Annotated in this window: 13 protein-coding genes; 11 read left to right on the forward strand and 2 right to left on the reverse strand. The window is 33.5% G+C overall.

The genetic code is table 11. From position 1 onward, the window contains the following. Positions 1-47 precede the first annotated feature (47 nt). The 10 genes from rplS (at position 48) to uvrB (ending at position 16,163) form a co-directional block, all read left to right on the forward strand. The gene (gene rplS, locus T410_RS16180; protein WP_035673785.1) at positions 48-398 is read left to right on the forward strand and encodes a 50S ribosomal protein L19; all 351 of its coding nucleotides are present in this window, start codon (positions 48-50) and stop codon (positions 396-398) included. Between the two features lie 269 nt (positions 399-667). Next, positions 668-2,890 carry an NADP-dependent isocitrate dehydrogenase gene (locus T410_RS16185; protein WP_035673787.1) on the forward strand — a complete coding sequence of 741 codons (2,223 nt, stop codon included), beginning with the start codon at positions 668-670 and terminating at the stop codon, positions 2,888-2,890. Positions 2,891-3,038: 148 nt separating this feature from the next. Beyond that, the gene (locus T410_RS16190) at positions 3,039-5,447 is read left to right on the forward strand and encodes a TonB-dependent receptor (RefSeq protein ID WP_035673792.1); all 2,409 of its coding nucleotides are present in this window, start codon (positions 3,039-3,041) and stop codon (positions 5,445-5,447) included. A gap of 5 nt (positions 5,448-5,452) precedes the next feature. Continuing rightward, positions 5,453-6,274 (forward strand): DUF4249 domain-containing protein, encoded by an 822-nt coding sequence (locus T410_RS16195; protein ID WP_035673795.1) that lies wholly within the window; start codon positions 5,453-5,455, stop codon positions 6,272-6,274. 228 nt (positions 6,275-6,502) lie between these two features. Further along, positions 6,503-7,165 (forward strand): thiamine diphosphokinase, encoded by a 663-nt coding sequence (locus T410_RS16200; protein WP_035673797.1) that lies wholly within the window; start codon positions 6,503-6,505, stop codon positions 7,163-7,165. Between the two features lie 67 nt (positions 7,166-7,232). After that, positions 7,233-8,213, forward strand: a complete 981-nt coding sequence (gene rlmF / locus T410_RS16205) for a 23S rRNA (adenine(1618)-N(6))-methyltransferase RlmF (RefSeq protein ID WP_035673800.1) — start codon at positions 7,233-7,235, stop codon at positions 8,211-8,213. Positions 8,214-8,636: 423 nt separating this feature from the next. Continuing rightward, positions 8,637-9,245, forward strand: coding sequence for an RNA polymerase sigma factor (locus T410_RS16210; RefSeq protein WP_035673802.1), 609 nt, complete (start codon positions 8,637-8,639; stop codon positions 9,243-9,245). An 88-nt stretch (positions 9,246-9,333) separates the two neighbouring features. Then, the gene (locus T410_RS16215) at positions 9,334-10,449 is read left to right on the forward strand and encodes a FecR family protein (RefSeq protein WP_035673804.1); all 1,116 of its coding nucleotides are present in this window, start codon (positions 9,334-9,336) and stop codon (positions 10,447-10,449) included. A 538-nt stretch (positions 10,450-10,987) separates the two neighbouring features. After that, positions 10,988-14,044, forward strand: a complete 3,057-nt coding sequence (locus T410_RS16220; protein ID WP_202963263.1) for a TonB-dependent receptor domain-containing protein — start codon at positions 10,988-10,990, stop codon at positions 14,042-14,044. Between the two features lie 127 nt (positions 14,045-14,171). Beyond that, a complete protein-coding gene (gene uvrB, locus T410_RS16225) occupies positions 14,172-16,163 on the forward strand; it encodes an excinuclease ABC subunit UvrB (protein WP_035673806.1) in 1,992 nt (663 codons plus the stop codon). Here the strand turns inward: uvrB and T410_RS16230 are convergent. Further along, positions 16,160-16,561, reverse strand: a complete 402-nt coding sequence (locus T410_RS16230) for a hypothetical protein (protein ID WP_035673809.1) — start codon at positions 16,559-16,561, stop codon at positions 16,160-16,162. The two genes, uvrB and T410_RS16230, sit on opposite strands and share 4 nt — an antisense overlap. A gap of 174 nt (positions 16,562-16,735) precedes the next feature. After that, positions 16,736-17,074, reverse strand: coding sequence for a hypothetical protein (locus T410_RS16235; protein WP_035673812.1), 339 nt, complete (start codon positions 17,072-17,074; stop codon positions 16,736-16,738). A 428-nt stretch (positions 17,075-17,502) separates the two neighbouring features. On the opposite strand from T410_RS16235, the gene T410_RS16240 reads away from it, so the two are divergent. Further along, positions 17,503-18,315 (forward strand): alpha/beta hydrolase, encoded by an 813-nt coding sequence (locus T410_RS16240; protein ID WP_035673814.1) that lies wholly within the window; start codon positions 17,503-17,505, stop codon positions 18,313-18,315. Positions 18,316-18,343: the final 28 nt, after the last annotated feature.

Genomic DNA, 18,343 nt, shown 5'->3' on the forward strand with positions numbered 1-18,343 from the left:
GAGATCCGTGAATGTTGATTTAATAAAAACCATAATTAAAAATTATCATGGCAGATTTAATGAAATTCGTTCAAGACGAATTAGTAGCTAGAAAAGATTTTCCTGTTTTTGGAGCTGGTGATACTATCACAGTTTACTACGAAATTAGAGAGGGTGAAAAAACTAGAACACAGTTTTTTAAAGGAGTTGTTATTCAAAGAAGAGGTTCTGCTAATACAGAAACTTTTACTATCCGTAAAATGTCAGGTGCAATTGGAGTTGAGCGTATCTTCCCAGTAAACTTGCCAGCTTTACAGAAAATTGAAATCAACAAAAAAGGTGCAGTTCGTAGAGCTAGAATTTTCTACTTTAGAGAACTTACTGGTAAAAAAGCTAAAATTAAAGACAAAAGAAGATAGTCAACTGTCTCTTTACTATAAAAAAGTCCCAACAATGTTGGGACTTTTTTTTTGCTAATTTTCACCCTCATAAATTCCTAATTTAGGATTATAGAACCTATAAAACTAACAATTTAAGAATAACAAGTTAGTAATCTAAAAAATCGTATTTTTCTATGTAAAATCCACCTTCTATTACATCTGATTTTCATATATTTGTCCGCCTTATTTCAAGTGAAAGACCTTATTTAAGCTACATTTAACCGTGATTCGATTATAAAAATAAAAAAATGACACAAAAATCAAAAATTTTTTACACCCTTACTGATGAAGCGCCTTTATTGGCAACCTATTCATTTTTACCTATTGTACAAGCATTTACAGCAACTTCTGATATTGAAATTGAAACTAGAGACATCTCTTTAGCCGGAAGAATTTTAGCAAACTTCCCAGAATTTTTGACTGAAGATCAAAAAAAAGGCGATGCTTTATCAGAACTTGGACAATTAGCAACAACTCCAGAAGCAAACATTATAAAATTACCAAATGTTTCAGCATCCGTTCCCCAATTAAAAGCGGCTATTGCTGAATTACAATCTCATGGTTATAATTTACCAAATTTTCCTGAAGAACCGCAAAACGACGAAGAGAAAACAATAAAAGCCAAATATTCTAAAATTTTAGGGTCTGCCGTAAATCCAGTTTTACGTGAAGGAAACTCTGACCGTAGAGCTCCTAAAGCAGTTAAAAATTACGCTAAAGCAAACCCACATTCAATGGGAGCTTGGACATCTGACTCAAAAACACAGGTAGCTTCTATGGAAAGTGGTGATTTTTACGGAAGTGAAAAATCAATCACAGTTGCTGATGCTACTGATGTAAAAATAGAATTTATTGGTAAAGATGGTTCTACTACTGTTTTGAAAGCAAGTACTCCATTAAAAGCAGGTGAAATAATTGATAGTTCAGTTATGAACCTAAATGCTTTGAAAAGTTTTGTTGCTAAAACAATCAAAGAAGCTAAAGAACAAAACGTTTTACTTTCAGTTCACCTGAAAGCTACGATGATGAAAGTTTCTGATCCAATTATTTTTGGAGCAATCGTAGAAGTTTATTTTGCTGCTGTTTTCGAAAAATATGCTGCTTTATTCAATGAATTGAATATTGACACCAGAAATGGTTTAGGTGATGTATATGCAAAAATTGCAGGACACCCTATGCAAGCCGAAGTGGAAGCTGCAATAAATCAAGCAATAGAAAACGGACCAGCATTAGCCATGGTTAATTCTGAAAAAGGAATTACTAATCTTCATGTTCCTTCTGACGTAATTGTAGATGCTTCTATGCCTGCAATGATTCGTACTTCGGGACAAATGTATAATAAGGAAGGAAACAGACAAGATACCATTGCGATTATTCCAGACAGATGTTATGCTGGAATTTATACTGCAACTATAGATTTTTGTAAAAAACATGGTGCTTTTGACCCAACAACTATGGGAAGTGTTCCAAACGTAGGTTTGATGGCACAAAAAGCAGAAGAATATGGTTCTCATGACAAAACATTCCAAATGAATGCAGACGGCGTTGTACGTGTTGTAGATACTAATGGAAACGTTTTAATGGAACAAGCTGTTGAAGCAAAAGATATTTTCAGAATGTGTCAGGCAAAAGATGCTCCGATTCAAGACTGGGTTAAATTAGCTGTTAACAGAGCTCGTTTATCAAATACTCCAGCCGTTTTTTGGTTAGATGAAAACAGAGCACATGATAGAGAATTAATCGAAAAAGTAACGAAATATTTAAAAGATTACGATACAACAGCTTTAGACATTCGCATTCTTAATCCTATTGAAGCAACTGACTTCACATTAGAAAGAATCATTAAAGGATTAGATACTATCTCTGTAACAGGAAACGTATTGCGTGATTACTTAACTGACTTATTTCCTATCTTAGAAGTAGGAACATCAGCTAAAATGTTGTCTATCGTTCCATTAATGAATGGTGGAGGTTTGTTTGAAACTGGTGCAGGTGGGTCAGCCCCTAAACATGTGGAGCAATTTACACAAGAAGGTTATTTACGTTGGGATTCATTAGGTGAGTTCTTGGCTTTGGGAGCTTCATTAGAACACTTAGGGCAAACTTTAAATAATGCTAAAGCAATAATTTTAGCCGAAACTCTTGATGTAGCTACAGAGAAATTCTTAGCAAATGATAAATCCCCAGCACGTAAAATTGGGGAAATTGACAACCGTGGTTCTCATTTTTATTTAGCAATGTACTGGGCAGAAGCATTAGCTGCACAAGATAAAAATGCTGAATTAAAAACTATTTTCGCTCCTATTGCTGCTGAATTTATTGCAAACGAAGCAAAAATTAATGCAGAGTTAATTGGAGCACAAGGGAAACCTCAAGCTATTGGTGGTCATTACCAACCAAATCCTGAATTGACTGAAAAAGCAATGCGTCCTAGCGAAACATTCAATGCTATCGTTGCAAAAATTGCATAATTAGAAATTTATAATAAATAATACTATTAAAAGGCAACTGTTTTCAGTTGTCTTTTTTTTTATCTTAGCAATACCTTAACATTTGTTATACTAGAGTTAGTATTCATTTCAATGAAATTTGTAATTCTTCATTTAGAAAATTTAAACAATGATTATAAAGAAAATTATTCCCTTTCTTATTGTACTTATGTCCTTCTTTACTTCTTTCTCTCAGGATATAAACACAGGCGAACAATCAAAACAAAAATTCACACTTAGCGGAACTATTATTGATGCCAACAGCAATGAAACATTAATTGGCGTAAACATTGTTATCCCAGAATTAAAAACTGGCGTCACTACCAATGAATATGGCTTTTATTCTATTACTGTACCAAAAGGAAATTACAGTGTTCAAATCACTTATTTAGGATATCAAACTATTGAGGAATCAATAAATCTAGACCAAAACATAAAGAATAATTTTAAATTAATAAGTAATGAAACTGCCTTAAAAGAAGTAATCATTATTGATACTAAAACTAAAACTGATATTCGGAAACCAGAAATGAGTGTCAATAAACTCTCTATTTCGACTATTAAGAAAATGCCGGTAGTGCTTGGCGAAGTGGATGTTCTCAAATCTATTTTATTACTTCCCGGAGTTACTAATGCTGGTGAAGGCGCGTCCGGATTTAATGTTCGCGGTGGCGGTGCTGACCAAAATTTAATTCTATTGGACGAAGCAACCATCTTTAACTCCTCCCATGTTTTTGGTTTTTTCTCCGTTTTTAATCCGGATGCTATAAAGGATTTAAAGTTATACAAGGGAGGAATTCCGGCTCGTTTTGGAGGAAGAGCTTCTTCGGTTTTGGATATTTATCAAAAAGACGGCAACAGTAAAGAATTTCATATCAATGGAGGAATAGGATTAATCTCTAGTCGAATTTTGGCCGAAGGACCAATAGTAAAAGACAAAGGTTCCTTCCTTATTGGAGGGCGAAGTTCGTATGCTCATTTATTCTTGAAACTATCAAAAGATCAAAAAGACAACTCTGCTTATTTTTATGATTTGAATACTAAGTTGAGTTACAAATTGACACCAAATAACAACTTATATTTATCGGGATATTTTGGAAGAGACGTTTTTAGCCTAAACAAAAGCTTTACCAATATTTATGGAAACTCTACTTTGAACTTACGTTGGAATCATTTATTTTCAGATAAACTATTTTCGAATTTATCGTTAATCTACAGTGACTATTATTATGGATTGGATTTGGATTTTGTAGGTTTCAAATGGGATTCTGGCATCAAGAATTACAATATCAAATACGATTTCAAGAATTACATTTCCGATAAATTCAAATTGAATTATGGCGTAAGTGCTATTTATTATGATTTTAATCCGGGAACCATAAGACCTTCGGATTTAAATTCTGGAATTAATTTTGATCAATTAGATAAAAAATATGCATTTGAACCCGCACTATATATAAATGCGGATCACGAAATTTCAAAAAAAATCGCACTTTCTTATGGGCTTCGTTACAGTATGTTTTACCGTTTAGGACAATCCACAGTAAATATTTATGCTGATAATAATCCTGTGACCTTCAATCCAGATTTACAGATTTATGAAAAAGCCACTCCTATAGGAACTAAATTCTATGGAAAAAACAAAACCATTCAGAGTTATAATAACCTGGAACCTCGTTTTTCATTGGCCTATCAAATCAACGATGACCAATCTGTAAAAGCGAGTTACAACCGAATGGTACAATATTTACAATTGATTTCCAATACGTCCTCTCCTACTCCGCTTGACGTATGGACACCAAGTGATAATTTCATCAAACCTCAAATTGCAGACCAAGTAGCTTTGGGTTATTTTAAAAATTTCAAAGAAGGCATTTATTCTTTAGAAGTTGAAACGTATTATAAAAAAGTAAAAAACAGATTGGATTATATTGATGGTGCAAATCTAATTGCTAATAAAGCAATCGAACAAGTGATTCTAAATGGAGAATTAAGATCTTACGGATTGGAAATTATGTTCCGTAAAAATGAAGGCAAATTTAATGGTTGGGTTTCCTATACTTTATCTAAATCTGAACAACAAACACCAGGAAGAACACCTATCGAGACGGGAATCAACAATGGGTCATGGTACAACTCTGTTTATGATAAATTGCATAATATTGCGATTACCAGTTCTTATAATTTAAATGAAAAATGGTCTTTTGGAGCTAACTTCGCATTACAAACCGGACAACCTGTTACCTATCCTAATGGACAATATGAATACTTAGGCATAACCGTTCCAAGTTATGGATTGAGAAATGAAAACCGCCTGCCTGCTTATCATCATCTCGACATTGCAGCAACATTGACACCACGCAAAAATAGCGACCGAAACTGGAAAGGAGAATGGGTATTTAGCATTTACAATTTATACAACCGAAAAAATGCAGCTTCAATCAATTTCAGGCAAAATACAGACACTGGTACTAATGAGGCTGTAAAAACTTCAATTTTTGGAGTAGTTCCTGCAGTTAGTTATAACTTCAAATTTTAATTATCATGAAAAAAATAATACTCCTTTTAGGTATTGTAGCAGCACTTATTTTAAGCAGTTGCCAAGAAGTTGTTCCAATAGATCTATATACTGCGCCACCAAAACTGATTATTGAGGCATCTATAAATTGGAGAAAAGGTACCGATGGAAATCAACAAAAAATAAAATTAACCACAACCACTGATTATTACAGCGGTGTGATTCCTAAAGTTTCTGGAGCCAAAATCACAATTAAAAATAGTTCAAATGTGATTTTCAGTTTTACTGAATCGACTACTAAAGGAGAATACTTTTGCAATAATTTTATTCCGGTCCTAAATGAATTGTACACATTAACGGTTATTAGTGAGGGCGCAACGTACACGGCTACTGAAACATTAAAAGCAGTTCCGCCAATAACTGAAATTATCCAAAACAACGCAGGGGGCTTCACCGGAAAGAATATAGAAATCAAATCCTATTATACGGATGCAGCTAACGAACCTAATTATTATTTGTATAAATACATTTACTCCAATCAGATTAAATCTAATTTTTACGTAGACCAAGATGAGTTTTTTGATGGAAATAAATTCTTTAGTATTTCCCAAAATGAAGATTTAAAAGCCGGTGATTTAATCGAAATCAGCCACTACGGAATTTCAAAATCTTACTACAATTATCTCAATGTATTAGTAAGTATTGCAGGAAACAATGGCGGTGGTCCGTTTCAATCTCCACCCGCTACGGTAAGAGGAAATATAATCAACACCACAAATTCAGCAAATTATCCTTTGGGTTATTTTTCGCTTAGCGAAGTCGACATTAAAAACTACACCGTTGAATAATTAGGAGCCAATCCAGCTATCCATTACAAACAAAACAGGTTCTAAAAAGTTTTTTAACCCGTATAAGGAGCTTCCTTTGGTCGCTCTTCTACAGGAATAAAACTAAAGTTTAGAACATGTTTTGTTTTTCATTTTTATCTGGGCTATTCCCGCACAAGATAAAATGATAACTTTTATTTACTTTTACATGGTAAATATAAAATTTACATTCTAAAAACTACAATATTCATGTCCTCACATCACATCGTTCGCGACGACCAAGAACCAGCTTTAATAATTGCTAATGGCGCAGCTTGCAATTCAGAATTATTAGGACAATTGTTAGAATGGTCGCCTTTAGTAATTGTATTGGATTCGGCCATGGAAAGAGTCATGGAATTAGATATAAAAGTGGATGTTCTTTTAGGGGATTTTGACAGAGGATTTGATCCGAAACAATACCAAACTTCACAGTATCCTATTGAAATAATCCACACACCAAATCAAGACAAAACCGATTTAGAAAAGGCTTTTGATTATTTAATTCAGCGTAAAATTCCAGCCGTAAATGTCGTTTGGGCAACCGGAAGAAGAGCAGATCATACTATTACCAATCTTACGAATATAGTTCGATATAGAAATCTATTAAAAATTGTGATATTAGACGACCATTCCAAAATATTTTTGTTACCAAACAAATTCGAAAAATGGTACACGGCTAACACGCCCATTTCGTTAATTCCCATTGGCCACGTCACCGGAATTCATTCTGATAATTTATTTTATCCATTAAAAGACGATAGCCTAACCATTGGATATAGAACTGGAAGCAGCAATCATGTTATTAAAGATGGCATCGTCACAATAGAACACAATGAAGGTGATTTATTGATGATGGAATGCATGGATTAATGATAAAAAACGTTCTTTAACACTTACTGTAATTTGACAAAAAAAGATTGTCTATCTTTGCGCCGAAATGGAAAAAACAAAACAAAAAACGATTACCGAAAAAACGAATTTACATCCTAGAAATCTAGATCGATTTGGATATGATTTTGAACAATTAATCAAAGATTGCCCTGAATTAAAAGCTTTTGTTTCTGCCAATGAGCACAATATAGACTCGAGCGACAGCGAACAGGCGAAGCAAACCATTGATTTTAGTAATCCTGAAGCTGTAAAGTCGCTAAATAAAGCCTTACTGGTAACTCATTACGGAATCCAAGATTGGGATATTCCTAAAAACTACCTTTGCCCGCCCATTCCCGGAAGAGCGGATTACATTCATTATATCGCTGATTTATTGGCTTCAAGCAATAACGAAATTATCCCTGAAGGAGAAACAGTTCAAGGTTTAGATATTGGTATAGGCGCTAACTGTATTTATCCAATAATAGGAAATTCAACTTACGGTTGGAGTTTTGTAGGAACCGATATTGATGAAAAAGCAATCCAAAATTGCAAAAAAATCATCCAAGACAATCCAAATTTTATGGATACCATAAGCCTGCAATTACAAACTGAAAGTCGCTTCATTTTTAAAAACATAATTACACCCGAAGATAAATTTACTTTTACCATTTGCAATCCTCCCTTTCATAATTCAAAAGAAGAAGCCACAAAATCTTCCATAAGAAAAATCAACAATCTGGAAAATACCCGAACTAAAAATCCGGTATTGAATTTTGGTGGTCAAAATACTGAATTATGGTGTGAAGGTGGCGAAATAGGTTTCCTGACTCAAATGATTTACGAAAGTGCTAAATATCCTATGAATTGTTTGTGGTTTACGACTTTGGTTTCCAAAAAAGAGAATCTATCCAGTATTTATAAAACATTAAACAAAGTCAGCGCAGTTGAAGTAAAAACAATTGATATGGCTCAAGGCCAAAAAACAAGCCGAATTGTAGCCTGGACTTTTTTGAGCGGAGCACAACAGAAAGCTTGGAAATTTTAGAATAAAAAACACTATAAAACAATTCCAAATGATACAATTCATTTGCCTATTTAATGTGTTGTTGTTGATCATTCATAAAAATTATTTATTTAATCGAAGAATAAACAAATGCTTCTGTTATTAAATCATTAATTAAACTTCTAAAAAAATTGTTTTCAAAAAAAAATATGAAAATATTCACGAAAAATCGAATTTCTTTATATTTTCATACTTATAAATATTTTTTAATATAGTTTTACGTAAGTTTGCTAAGAAAATGTTAAATAATTAAAAAGACATTCTTTTACGATTCAGCAAATTATTAGCAAAAAAATCATTCATTTTTAAAATGGTGCAACATTGAAAAGGAAGAAAAAAACCTCTTTTTTATTGCAATTCAAATGTTATTTAGCATTAAAAAAATGAACTTATCCAAACTAAATTGTGAAAAGGCAGCTACTACATACCGAAACACAAGATGACACCACACTTTGGATCAATCTAAAAAAAGGAGATGAAAAAGCTTTTTCGCTACTTTTTAAAAAGCATTACTCCCATTTAGTCCGTTATGGAAATTCATTTATTCCATTTCCTGAAAAGGTGCAGGATTGCGTACAAGATGTTTTTACAGATATTTGGGTTTACAGAAATAAACTAAATGATTCAGTTGTAGTAAAAGCATACTTACTGTCATGCGTTCGTAAACGTATCACAAGACTACAAGAACGTGATCGTATTTTTCGTGTAAGTACTTCAATTGATTCCATTAAATTTTTATTTGACTTTTCTATAGAACATCATCTCATTGCTGATGAGATAACTGCTGATAAAGTATCACGTCTCAACCAATTGATTAATAATTTGCCTTCTCGACAAAAAGAAGCCTTATATCTTCGCTACAATCAAGACCTTACTGTGGACCAAATAGCAGATACGCTTGATATTAATTATCAATCAGCAAACAACCTTTTACATCGTGCTCTATTATGTTTACGCAAGGATTGGAAAGGAAGTATTTCCCTTATTTTACTACTATTTTTAAATGCTTTTTAGGTTTAAAATAAAATTTAAAAAAAAAAATAGAATTTAATGAGTATCCAGTAAAAAAACTGTCCTCTATATAATTGTAACCTTTTTTTTGATGCAACACCGTAACAGTTATACTGAAATAGAAGACTTTTTAGCCGATGAATCATTCCAATTATGGGTTTGTTTCAAAGACGACCAGCAACAATGGGAAGAATGGACTTTAGAAAACCCGAGTCGTGCTAAATTAGTAGAAGAAGCCCGATTATGGCTGTTAGCAATGAAAACCCCTGAGTGTGATTTATCTTCTGAGGCCATCCAAAATGCATTAGAAGCAACTTGGATGAAAATTGAAACAAAAGAAGAAAATAAAAATGCAGTAGTCCAACCGGTTATAAAACTTTGGAAAAACCAATGGTTTAGAAATGTAGCTGCTATTTTAGTTATAGGTCTTTTATCTGGCTGGTTTTATAGCCAACATTTAGCTGATAAAAATTCAGCTCTTAGCTATAATGAACTAATCAATGAAAACGACGAAGGTTTGGTTGAACAAACTAATAATTCAGACAAACCACAAATAATAACATTATCCGACGGGAGTTCTGTATTATTACAACCTAATAGTAAGTTGAGTTATCCAAAAATATTTGTGGGTAATGAAAGAAAAGTTTACTTATCTGGTGAAGGTTTTTTTGAAATCAGTAAAAATCCACAAAAACCTTTTTTTGTATTTGCTAATGAAATTGTTACTAAAGTAGTAGGAACCAGTTTTAAAATAAAAGCATATGCTAATCAGCCTAATATAGAGGTGGTAGTTCGTACCGGTAAAGTTAAAGTGAGATCAAACCATTTAATAGCAAACTCAAAGGACGAATTGATTGTATTGTTACCAAACCAAGCGTTACGATTCGTGCGTAAAAATTTAGTTTTTAATAAAATTACAGATATAACGCAAGATGAATCTTTAAGTCATTCCACAAGTACTATTGAACAATTGGGATTTGAATTTACAGATATTCCGGTTGCCCAAATTTTTAAAACAATTGAGCAAGCTTATTTAGTAAAAATTGATTTTCCTCAGGAAAAATTAAAAGACTGTTATCTTACAACATCTTTGGGTGACCAACCTTTACCTGAAAAACTAAAAATTATCTGTAAAAGTCTTGGAAACAACAGCAGTTATGAAATGAATGGAAACCAAATAATAATTATATCAGATGGATGCAACTAACCTTATTTTGCCTATGAATTAAAATACTTAACTAAAAAAGCGCTGGAAATGCTGTAACATTCCCAACGCCTTACATTAAATCAATTACCTCTCTGTAAAGAGTAATTGTTGCGTTATCAATAACCAAACAAAAGAATACTAACAAACACAACCCAAAATTATGAAAAAAACCGTCCTTAAACAACGATTACTCTTTCGAATCATGAAAATAACCTTATTTCAATTTGTTTTAGCCCTTGTTTTTTCAAGCGTTACAATAGCAAATAATATTAGAGGGCAGAGGAAATTAGACACAAAGGTAACTATTACCCTAACCGATTTGAACTTAGATACTGCGTTAACTAAACTTGAGAAACTGGCAAATGTAAAATTTTCGTATAATTCGAGAATGACACAATTCAATCAAAAAGTGAGTGTTTATGCTAATAATGAAGCGCTATCAAGTGTACTTACCCGCATTTTGAAACCACTTAAAATGAATTACACTGAGGTAAGCAATCAAATTGTTTTACAAAAGGAAGGTATTCAAAAAGCAGGCATGAATGTAGACCTTATGTCAACACTAAATGAAAACTTAGCTGCTGAAATCATAAAAGGTCGTGTAGTAGATGATAGCGGTCAACCTTTGCCAGGTGTAACAATTCTTGTAAAAGGGACTACTAAAGGGACTACGACTGATGCAGATGGAAATTACACTATCACTACTCAAATGGGAGCTGTTTTACAATTTTCTTATGTAGGATTAGAAACTAAATCGGTAACTGTAACTGGAAACATTGTAAATGTTACTTTAACAGGAAGCGGCGAAACATTGCAAGATGTTGTTGTAATAGGATCGCGTAATCCAACCAGAACGGTAACTGAATCTGCTGTGCCAATTGATGTAATCAGCATGAAAGAGATTGCTTCACAAGGGCCACAAGTTAACTTAAATCAAATTTTGAACATGGTTGCACCATCGTTTACATCTAATACTACAACTGTAGCTGATGGAACGGATCACATTGACCCTGCACAATTAAGAGGTTTAGGACCAGATCAAGTATTGGTATTGGTTAACGGAAAAAGAAGACACACTTCATCTTTAGTAAATATTAATGGATCCCCAGGAAGAGGATCTGTAGGAACAGATTTAAATGCAATTCCTGCTTTTGCTATCGAAAAAATCGAAGTATTAAGAGATGGAGCTTCTGCACAATATGGTTCTGATGCTATTGCAGGTGTAATCAACATCAATGTAAAGAAAAACACCAATAAATTAGATGTTGCTCTTTTTGGTGGAGGAAATGCTTCTAAAGGCGCTAATGACCATTCTGGTGGTATTGATGGTGGTAATTACCAATTAGATTTAAACTACGGAACAGGTCTTGGTAAAGAGAAAAGTTTTATCAATGCAACAGCGAGTTTTCAACTTAGAGATGCTACTAGCAGAGCTAAAGATGTAACTGGTGGATTATTCAGTGCTTTCAATGCAATTGAGCAAAGAGCAGCTAAAGACGGAACAAATATTAATGCACTATGGGGAAATATTGGAACACAAGCTGCCCCAACCGCTAATGAAGCACAAATTGTTTCAGCTATTCAAACCTATGCTCCTCAAGTAGCATATTTCACATCTGCACAACAAGCATCTATTGCTGGTGCAACATCATTATATGGAGCAAATGGACTGCAAACTATTTTAGGAAGTTCAGCAAGTGGAATTGGAGATGTAACAGAAAATGAATTGGCTTACAGAAAACTTCAAAGAAAAGATTTCAATATGAAAGTGGGACAATCTTCTTTGAAAAGTGCACAATTCTTTTTGAACGCGGCTTATCCAATCACTGATAAATTAGAAGCTTATGCTTTTGGCGGAACTAGTTATAGAACTGGAGAAGCTGCTGGTTTTTACAGAAAACCGAATCAAGCCAGATCATATACTGGATTATATCCAAACGGTTTCTTGCCAGAAATTCATTCTACAATTGGTGATGTATCTATAGCTGCTGGTCTAAGAGGTATGTTATTCGAAAATTGGAATTTTGACTTAAGTAATACTTTTGGAAAAAATACTTTTGACTATAATATCGAAAACACGGTTAATGCTTCTTTAAGAGAAAAATCAGCTACACACTTTGATGCTGGAGGTTTAGGTTTCTCTCAAAATACAACCAATTTTGATATGAATAGAAAATTTGATGTTATGAAAGGACTGAACGTTGCGTTTGGTGCTGAATACAGACATGAAAACTTTACTATCAATGCAGGTGAGCCGGATTCATATAACCTATACGACATCAATGGAGCTGTAGTTACAGGCACAACTCCAGCGAACATTAAAGTTACTGACTTTTATGGGGCTACAAGACCAGGCGGAGCGCAAGTATTTCCAGGTTTCAGACCTGCAAATGCTATTGACAAAGGACGTAATAGTTATGCTGTTTATACTGATTTAGAATTAGACCTTACTGACAAATGGTTAGTTAACGGAGCAGTTCGTTTTGAGAATTATTCTGATTTTGGAAACACAACTAATTTCAAAGTTGCATCTCGTTACAAACTAACGGATAATATCAATTTACGTGGTGCCGTTTCAACTGGATTTAGAGCACCATCATTACACCAAATCTATTTTAACTCAACAGCTACTCAATTCGTAGGTGGTGTCCCATTTGAAGTTGGAACATTTAGCAATGACTCTCCAGTAGCAAAAGCTTTGGGAATTCCAACATTAAAACAAGAAGAATCTAAAAGCGCCAGTGTAGGATTTACAGCAAAAATACCTGATGCCAATATCACTTTAACTGCTGATGCTTATATTGTAAAAATCAATGATAGAGTCGTTCTTACAGATCAATTTACTTCGAATGCTGTTACAAAACCTTACTTTGATGCTGCTGGGGCAACTGCTGCAACTTTTTTTGCTAATGCAATTGATACGGAGTCAAAAGGAATTGACGTTGTAATTAGCCATAAAGTAAGTTTAGGTGAAGGTTTGTCTTTAAAAACTGATTTGTCAGGGACCATTTCTAATACCCAAAAAGTAGGCGACATCCATGCATCTCCAATACTAGAAGCAGCGGGTCAAATCAACAGATATTATTCAGAATCTTCGAGAATTTATCTACAAGAAGCAGTGCCAAGAGTTAAAGCTAATTTAACGAATTCACTTTCTTACAAAAAATTCGATTTTTTCTTGAGAAACGTTTATTTTGGTAAAGTAACTGACCCGAACATTGCTGATGCAAATAATGATGGGACTATCAATGCTATTGTTGTAAATAATCAAGCTGTTGAAAACGAACATCCAGTATGGGCTGCGAAAATCATTACCGATTTATCTGTAGGATTTAAAATTACTACTGCAACAAAAATTGTTGTAGGAGCTAATAACATTTTTGATATTTATCCAACTTTCAATTTAGGACCTCAAACAATTGCAAAAAGAGCTTCTGGAGTTGATGCTAATGGAGCTGTTATTTATTCAGCAACTACATCTTCAAATAATTCAATTGATTTGTCAAATGCAAATCAATTTGTGTATTCAAGAAACACATCTCAATTTGGTCAAAACGGTCGTTTTGTTTTTGCCAGATTAAGTTTCAGCTTCTAGAAAAACATTTAATATTATGGAAAGCCATCAACTTTTGTTGATGGCTTTTTTTTTGGCTTAAACTTAGGTAAAAAAAGAATCCAAACTTTGTACCTTTGTTACTCTTAACCCAAGTCCCTAGTTTTAAATGAATTTCCAAGTAGTATCTGATTACCAGCCTAAGGGCGACCAACCTCAAGCGATTGAAAAATTGACTCAAGGGATTATTGATGGTGATAAATTCCAAACTTTATTAGGAGTTACAGGATCTGGAAAAACATTTACAGTGGCCAATGTGATTCAGGAAGTACAAAGACCAACATTAGTTTTGGCACACAATAAAACTTTGGCAGCACAATTGTATTCGGAATTCAAACAATTTTTCCCAAATAATGCCGTAGAATATTTTGTTTCTTATTACGATTATTACCAACCCGAAGCTTTTATGCCAGTAACTGGTGTTTTCATTGAAAAAGATTTATCTATCAATGAAGAACTGGAAAAAATGCGAATGTCAACCACTGCTTCATTACTTTCAGGACGAAGAGATATTTTGGTAGTAGCATCTGTTTCGTGTTTGTACGGTATTGGAAATCCTATAGAATTTCAGAAAAATTTAATTCCAATTGAAAAAGGACAAATCATTTCTCGAACCAAATTATTGCATCAATTGGTGCAAAGTTTATATTCCAGAACGGAAGCCGATTTCAATCCCGGAAGTTTCAGAATAAAAGGCGATACAGTAGATGTTTACCCAAGTTATGCGGATGACGCCTATCGAGTTCATTTCTTTGGTGATGAAATCGAGGAAATTGAAAGTTTCGACCCAAAGAATTCTCAGGTTCTTGAAAAATTTGAAAAACTGACTATTTATCCTGCTAACATGTTTGTGACTTCACCAGATGTTTTGCAAGGCGCCATTTGGGAAATCCAGCAGGATTTGGTTAAACAAGTCGATTATTTCAAGGAAATTGGAAAACATTTGGAAGCAAAACGATTGGAAGAACGCACCAATTTTGATTTGGAAATGATTCGCGAACTCGGTTATTGCTCCGGAATTGAAAATTATTCCCGCTATCTTGACGGTCGTTTACCCGGAACAAGACCTTTTTGTTTATTGGATTATTTCCCTAAAGATTACTTAATGGTGGTTGATGAAAGTCACGTAACGCTTTCTCAGGTTAGCGCAATGTATGGCGGAGACAGAAGCCGAAAAGAAAATTTAGTGGAATATGGTTTCCGACTTCCGGCAGCGATGGACAATCGTCCTTTGAAGTTTGAAGAATTTGAAGCGATGCAAAACCAGGTGATTTATGTTTCGGCAACACCAGCCGATTATGAATTGCAAAAAACAGAAGGCGTTGTTGTGGAACAAGTAATTCGTCCAACAGGATTGCTAGACCCAATTATCGAAATCCGTCCAAGTTTAAACCAAATTGATGATTTAATAGAAGAAATTCAAGTTCGGGCCGAAATTGACGAACGTGTGTTGGTGACGACTTTAACCAAAAGAATGGCGGAAGAATTGGCTAAATATTTAACGAAAGTGAATATTCGTTGTCGCTATATTCACTCCGAAGTAGACACATTGGAGCGAATAGAAATCATGCAAGATTTACGAAAAGGTATCTTTGATGTTTTGATTGGTGTGAATTTACTTCGTGAAGGCTTGGATTTACCCGAAGTTTCATTGGTAGCCATTCTTGATGCAGACAAAGAAGGCTTTTTACGAAGTCATCGTTCGCTTACGCAAACAATTGGTCGTGCTGCGAGAAACTTAAATGGAAAAGCAATTATGTATGCTGATAAAATTACAGCAAGCATGCAAAAAACCATTGACGAAACCAATTATCGAAGAACAAAACAAATTAATTACAATACAGTAAATAATTTGGTTCCTCAAGCTTTAAATAAAAAAATAGAAAGTGCTTTTACCAAAAATCCTTTGGCAGATTATGAATTAGGCTACGGTCTTTCAACTGCAGCCGAACCAGTCACAGAATATTTATCCCAACCAGATATTGAAAAACGAATTCGAGAAAAACGCAAATCAATGGAAAAAGCGGCAAAAGAATTAGACTTTATGCAGGCTGCAAAATTACGTGATGAAATAAAAGTGCTGCAAGGACAATTAACTTAATTCTGTTGTTCCTGAAAAACATTCAATAAAACTTCGCTATTAATAATTGCATTTGGCGCTTCCTTCATTAACTTAAGAATACGTTTAGTTGCCTCTGGATTGAGTCCCATATCAATTGCTATTTGTTTAATTGCAATACTTTCTTTTTTATGCAAAACCCCATCGCAATGCATTAACAAAGCCAGTCTATAAAATTGTTGGATGCGTTGAAACTCCGATTTAATAGGCAGTTTTGGTAATTCCTGATGAAACAAATCATTGAATCCTCCTTTTTCAATATTTAGCTCATTGGCAACAATAAACAAAAAATCGTATTCTCTCTTATGCAATTGTCCGTCAACAGTAGAAAAAGCAATCATCTCTAAAAGTAAGCTTCTTTTTTCCTCGTAAGTATCCATGAAATTATTATTTTTAGCTAAAATATCTCTTTTAAATTAAAATACAAAAAATTGGTCACCAATTAGACATCTTTTATAGATTTTCATATTGTTTTTGAACAACTATAGAAAATACAAAAAAAGAGAGAGAATCAATTTTGATTCTCTCTCTTTTCTATTTTAATTTAATAGTAATTAATCATCGTACTCATCGTTATCGCAATGTCCATGATTATCTCTTTCTTCATATCTTCTTTGTGCTTCGTATCTTTGTTGCGCTTCATACCTTCTTTGTGCTTCGTATCTTCTCCTATCATAATCTCTCCGGTTCTCATATCGTCCAGGATTACAGTAGACCCTATCATTATCGTAATATTCTTTGTAAACTCTTTGAGGGGCATACCCTCTCCCATAATGACCTGATACTACTACTGTAGGAAGTCCAACATTTAAACCAAACGATACCTGTGCATTTATTGCGCTTGTGGCAAAAAAGGCTATACCTAATAATGCGAGTAACTTTATTTTTTTCATCTTTTCAAAATATTAATTAGTAACTACTATTGCGAAATCCAACAACTGTGCCAGTAAATAATTTCAATATTGGCATGAATTAACGAAATATAATAAAAATCGAAATAAAAAAAACTATCACTCAGATTATCAAATATTTAAACCAAATAAAAAAACACAATAAAATGAAACTTTAACAAATAAACAAAATTCGAGTACTGGAACGATAGTAATTTGGGAAGTACTTCTGCTATCATTCGAAGCAATAAATAACAATATATTCGAAATAAAAGTAGAGATCAAAGACTGAATGAATTTGATTTCTAGAACAAGACCTTTATTTTAATAAAAGATCATCAATTATAATTTTATTCAAAATCAAATTATAAAAATAATTACTATTTTTAGCTAAAAAATTCCTTCTAAATTAAATTACAAATTATAACTTAATGATTAAACGGCTTCCCCTTCTTCTTGTACTACTTTTTACATTTACAAATACAATAGCTCAACAAAGCACTGCATCAAAACAAGTTTCTACCTTTACTATAGAGGCACCACAACTTAAAACGTCAAAGAAAATCTGGGTATATCTACCTAAAAATTACTTAAATTCCAAAAAGAAATATTCCGTGATATACATGCATGATGCACAAAATCTATTTGATGCTAAAACATCCTATAGCGGAGAATGGAATGTCGATGAAAAACTGGACAGTCTTAATGCACAAGTCATCGTTATAGGAATCGAACATGGAAATGACAAACGTTTAGAAGAATTAACTCCTTTTAAAAACGAAAAATATGATGGCGGAAAAGCAGCTGATTATTTAGAATTCATTGTAAAAACGTTGAAGCCAAAAATTGACGAAACCTATAGAACCAAACGGGAGAAGAGAAATACCATAATTATGGGAAGTTCTTTGGGTGGTTTGACTTCCTTTTACGCTACTTTAAAGTATCCTGAAGTGTTTGGCAAAGCAGGTATTTTTTCGCCCGCTTTTTGGATTAACCGTAAAGAAATTTTCGAATTAGAAGAGAAAAATAAAAAGCAAAAAACCAAATATTATTTCCTTTGCGGAGATAAAGAAGGTGACGATGATTCTATGATTGTTGACCTCAATAAAATGGAATACCTAATTAATACTAAACGATGTTATTGCCTCAATTTGAATGAAAAGAAAATCGTAAAAGGAGGACAACACAATGAAAAGTTATGGCGCGATGGTTTTGTCAAAGCCGTTTTATGGCTCGGCTATTAATTTAAAAGATAAATACATTAATTTTAAG

It is taken from the genome of Flavobacterium sp. 83, assembly GCF_000744835.1.
In the GTDB taxonomy this organism is placed as follows: domain Bacteria; phylum Bacteroidota; class Bacteroidia; order Flavobacteriales; family Flavobacteriaceae; genus Flavobacterium.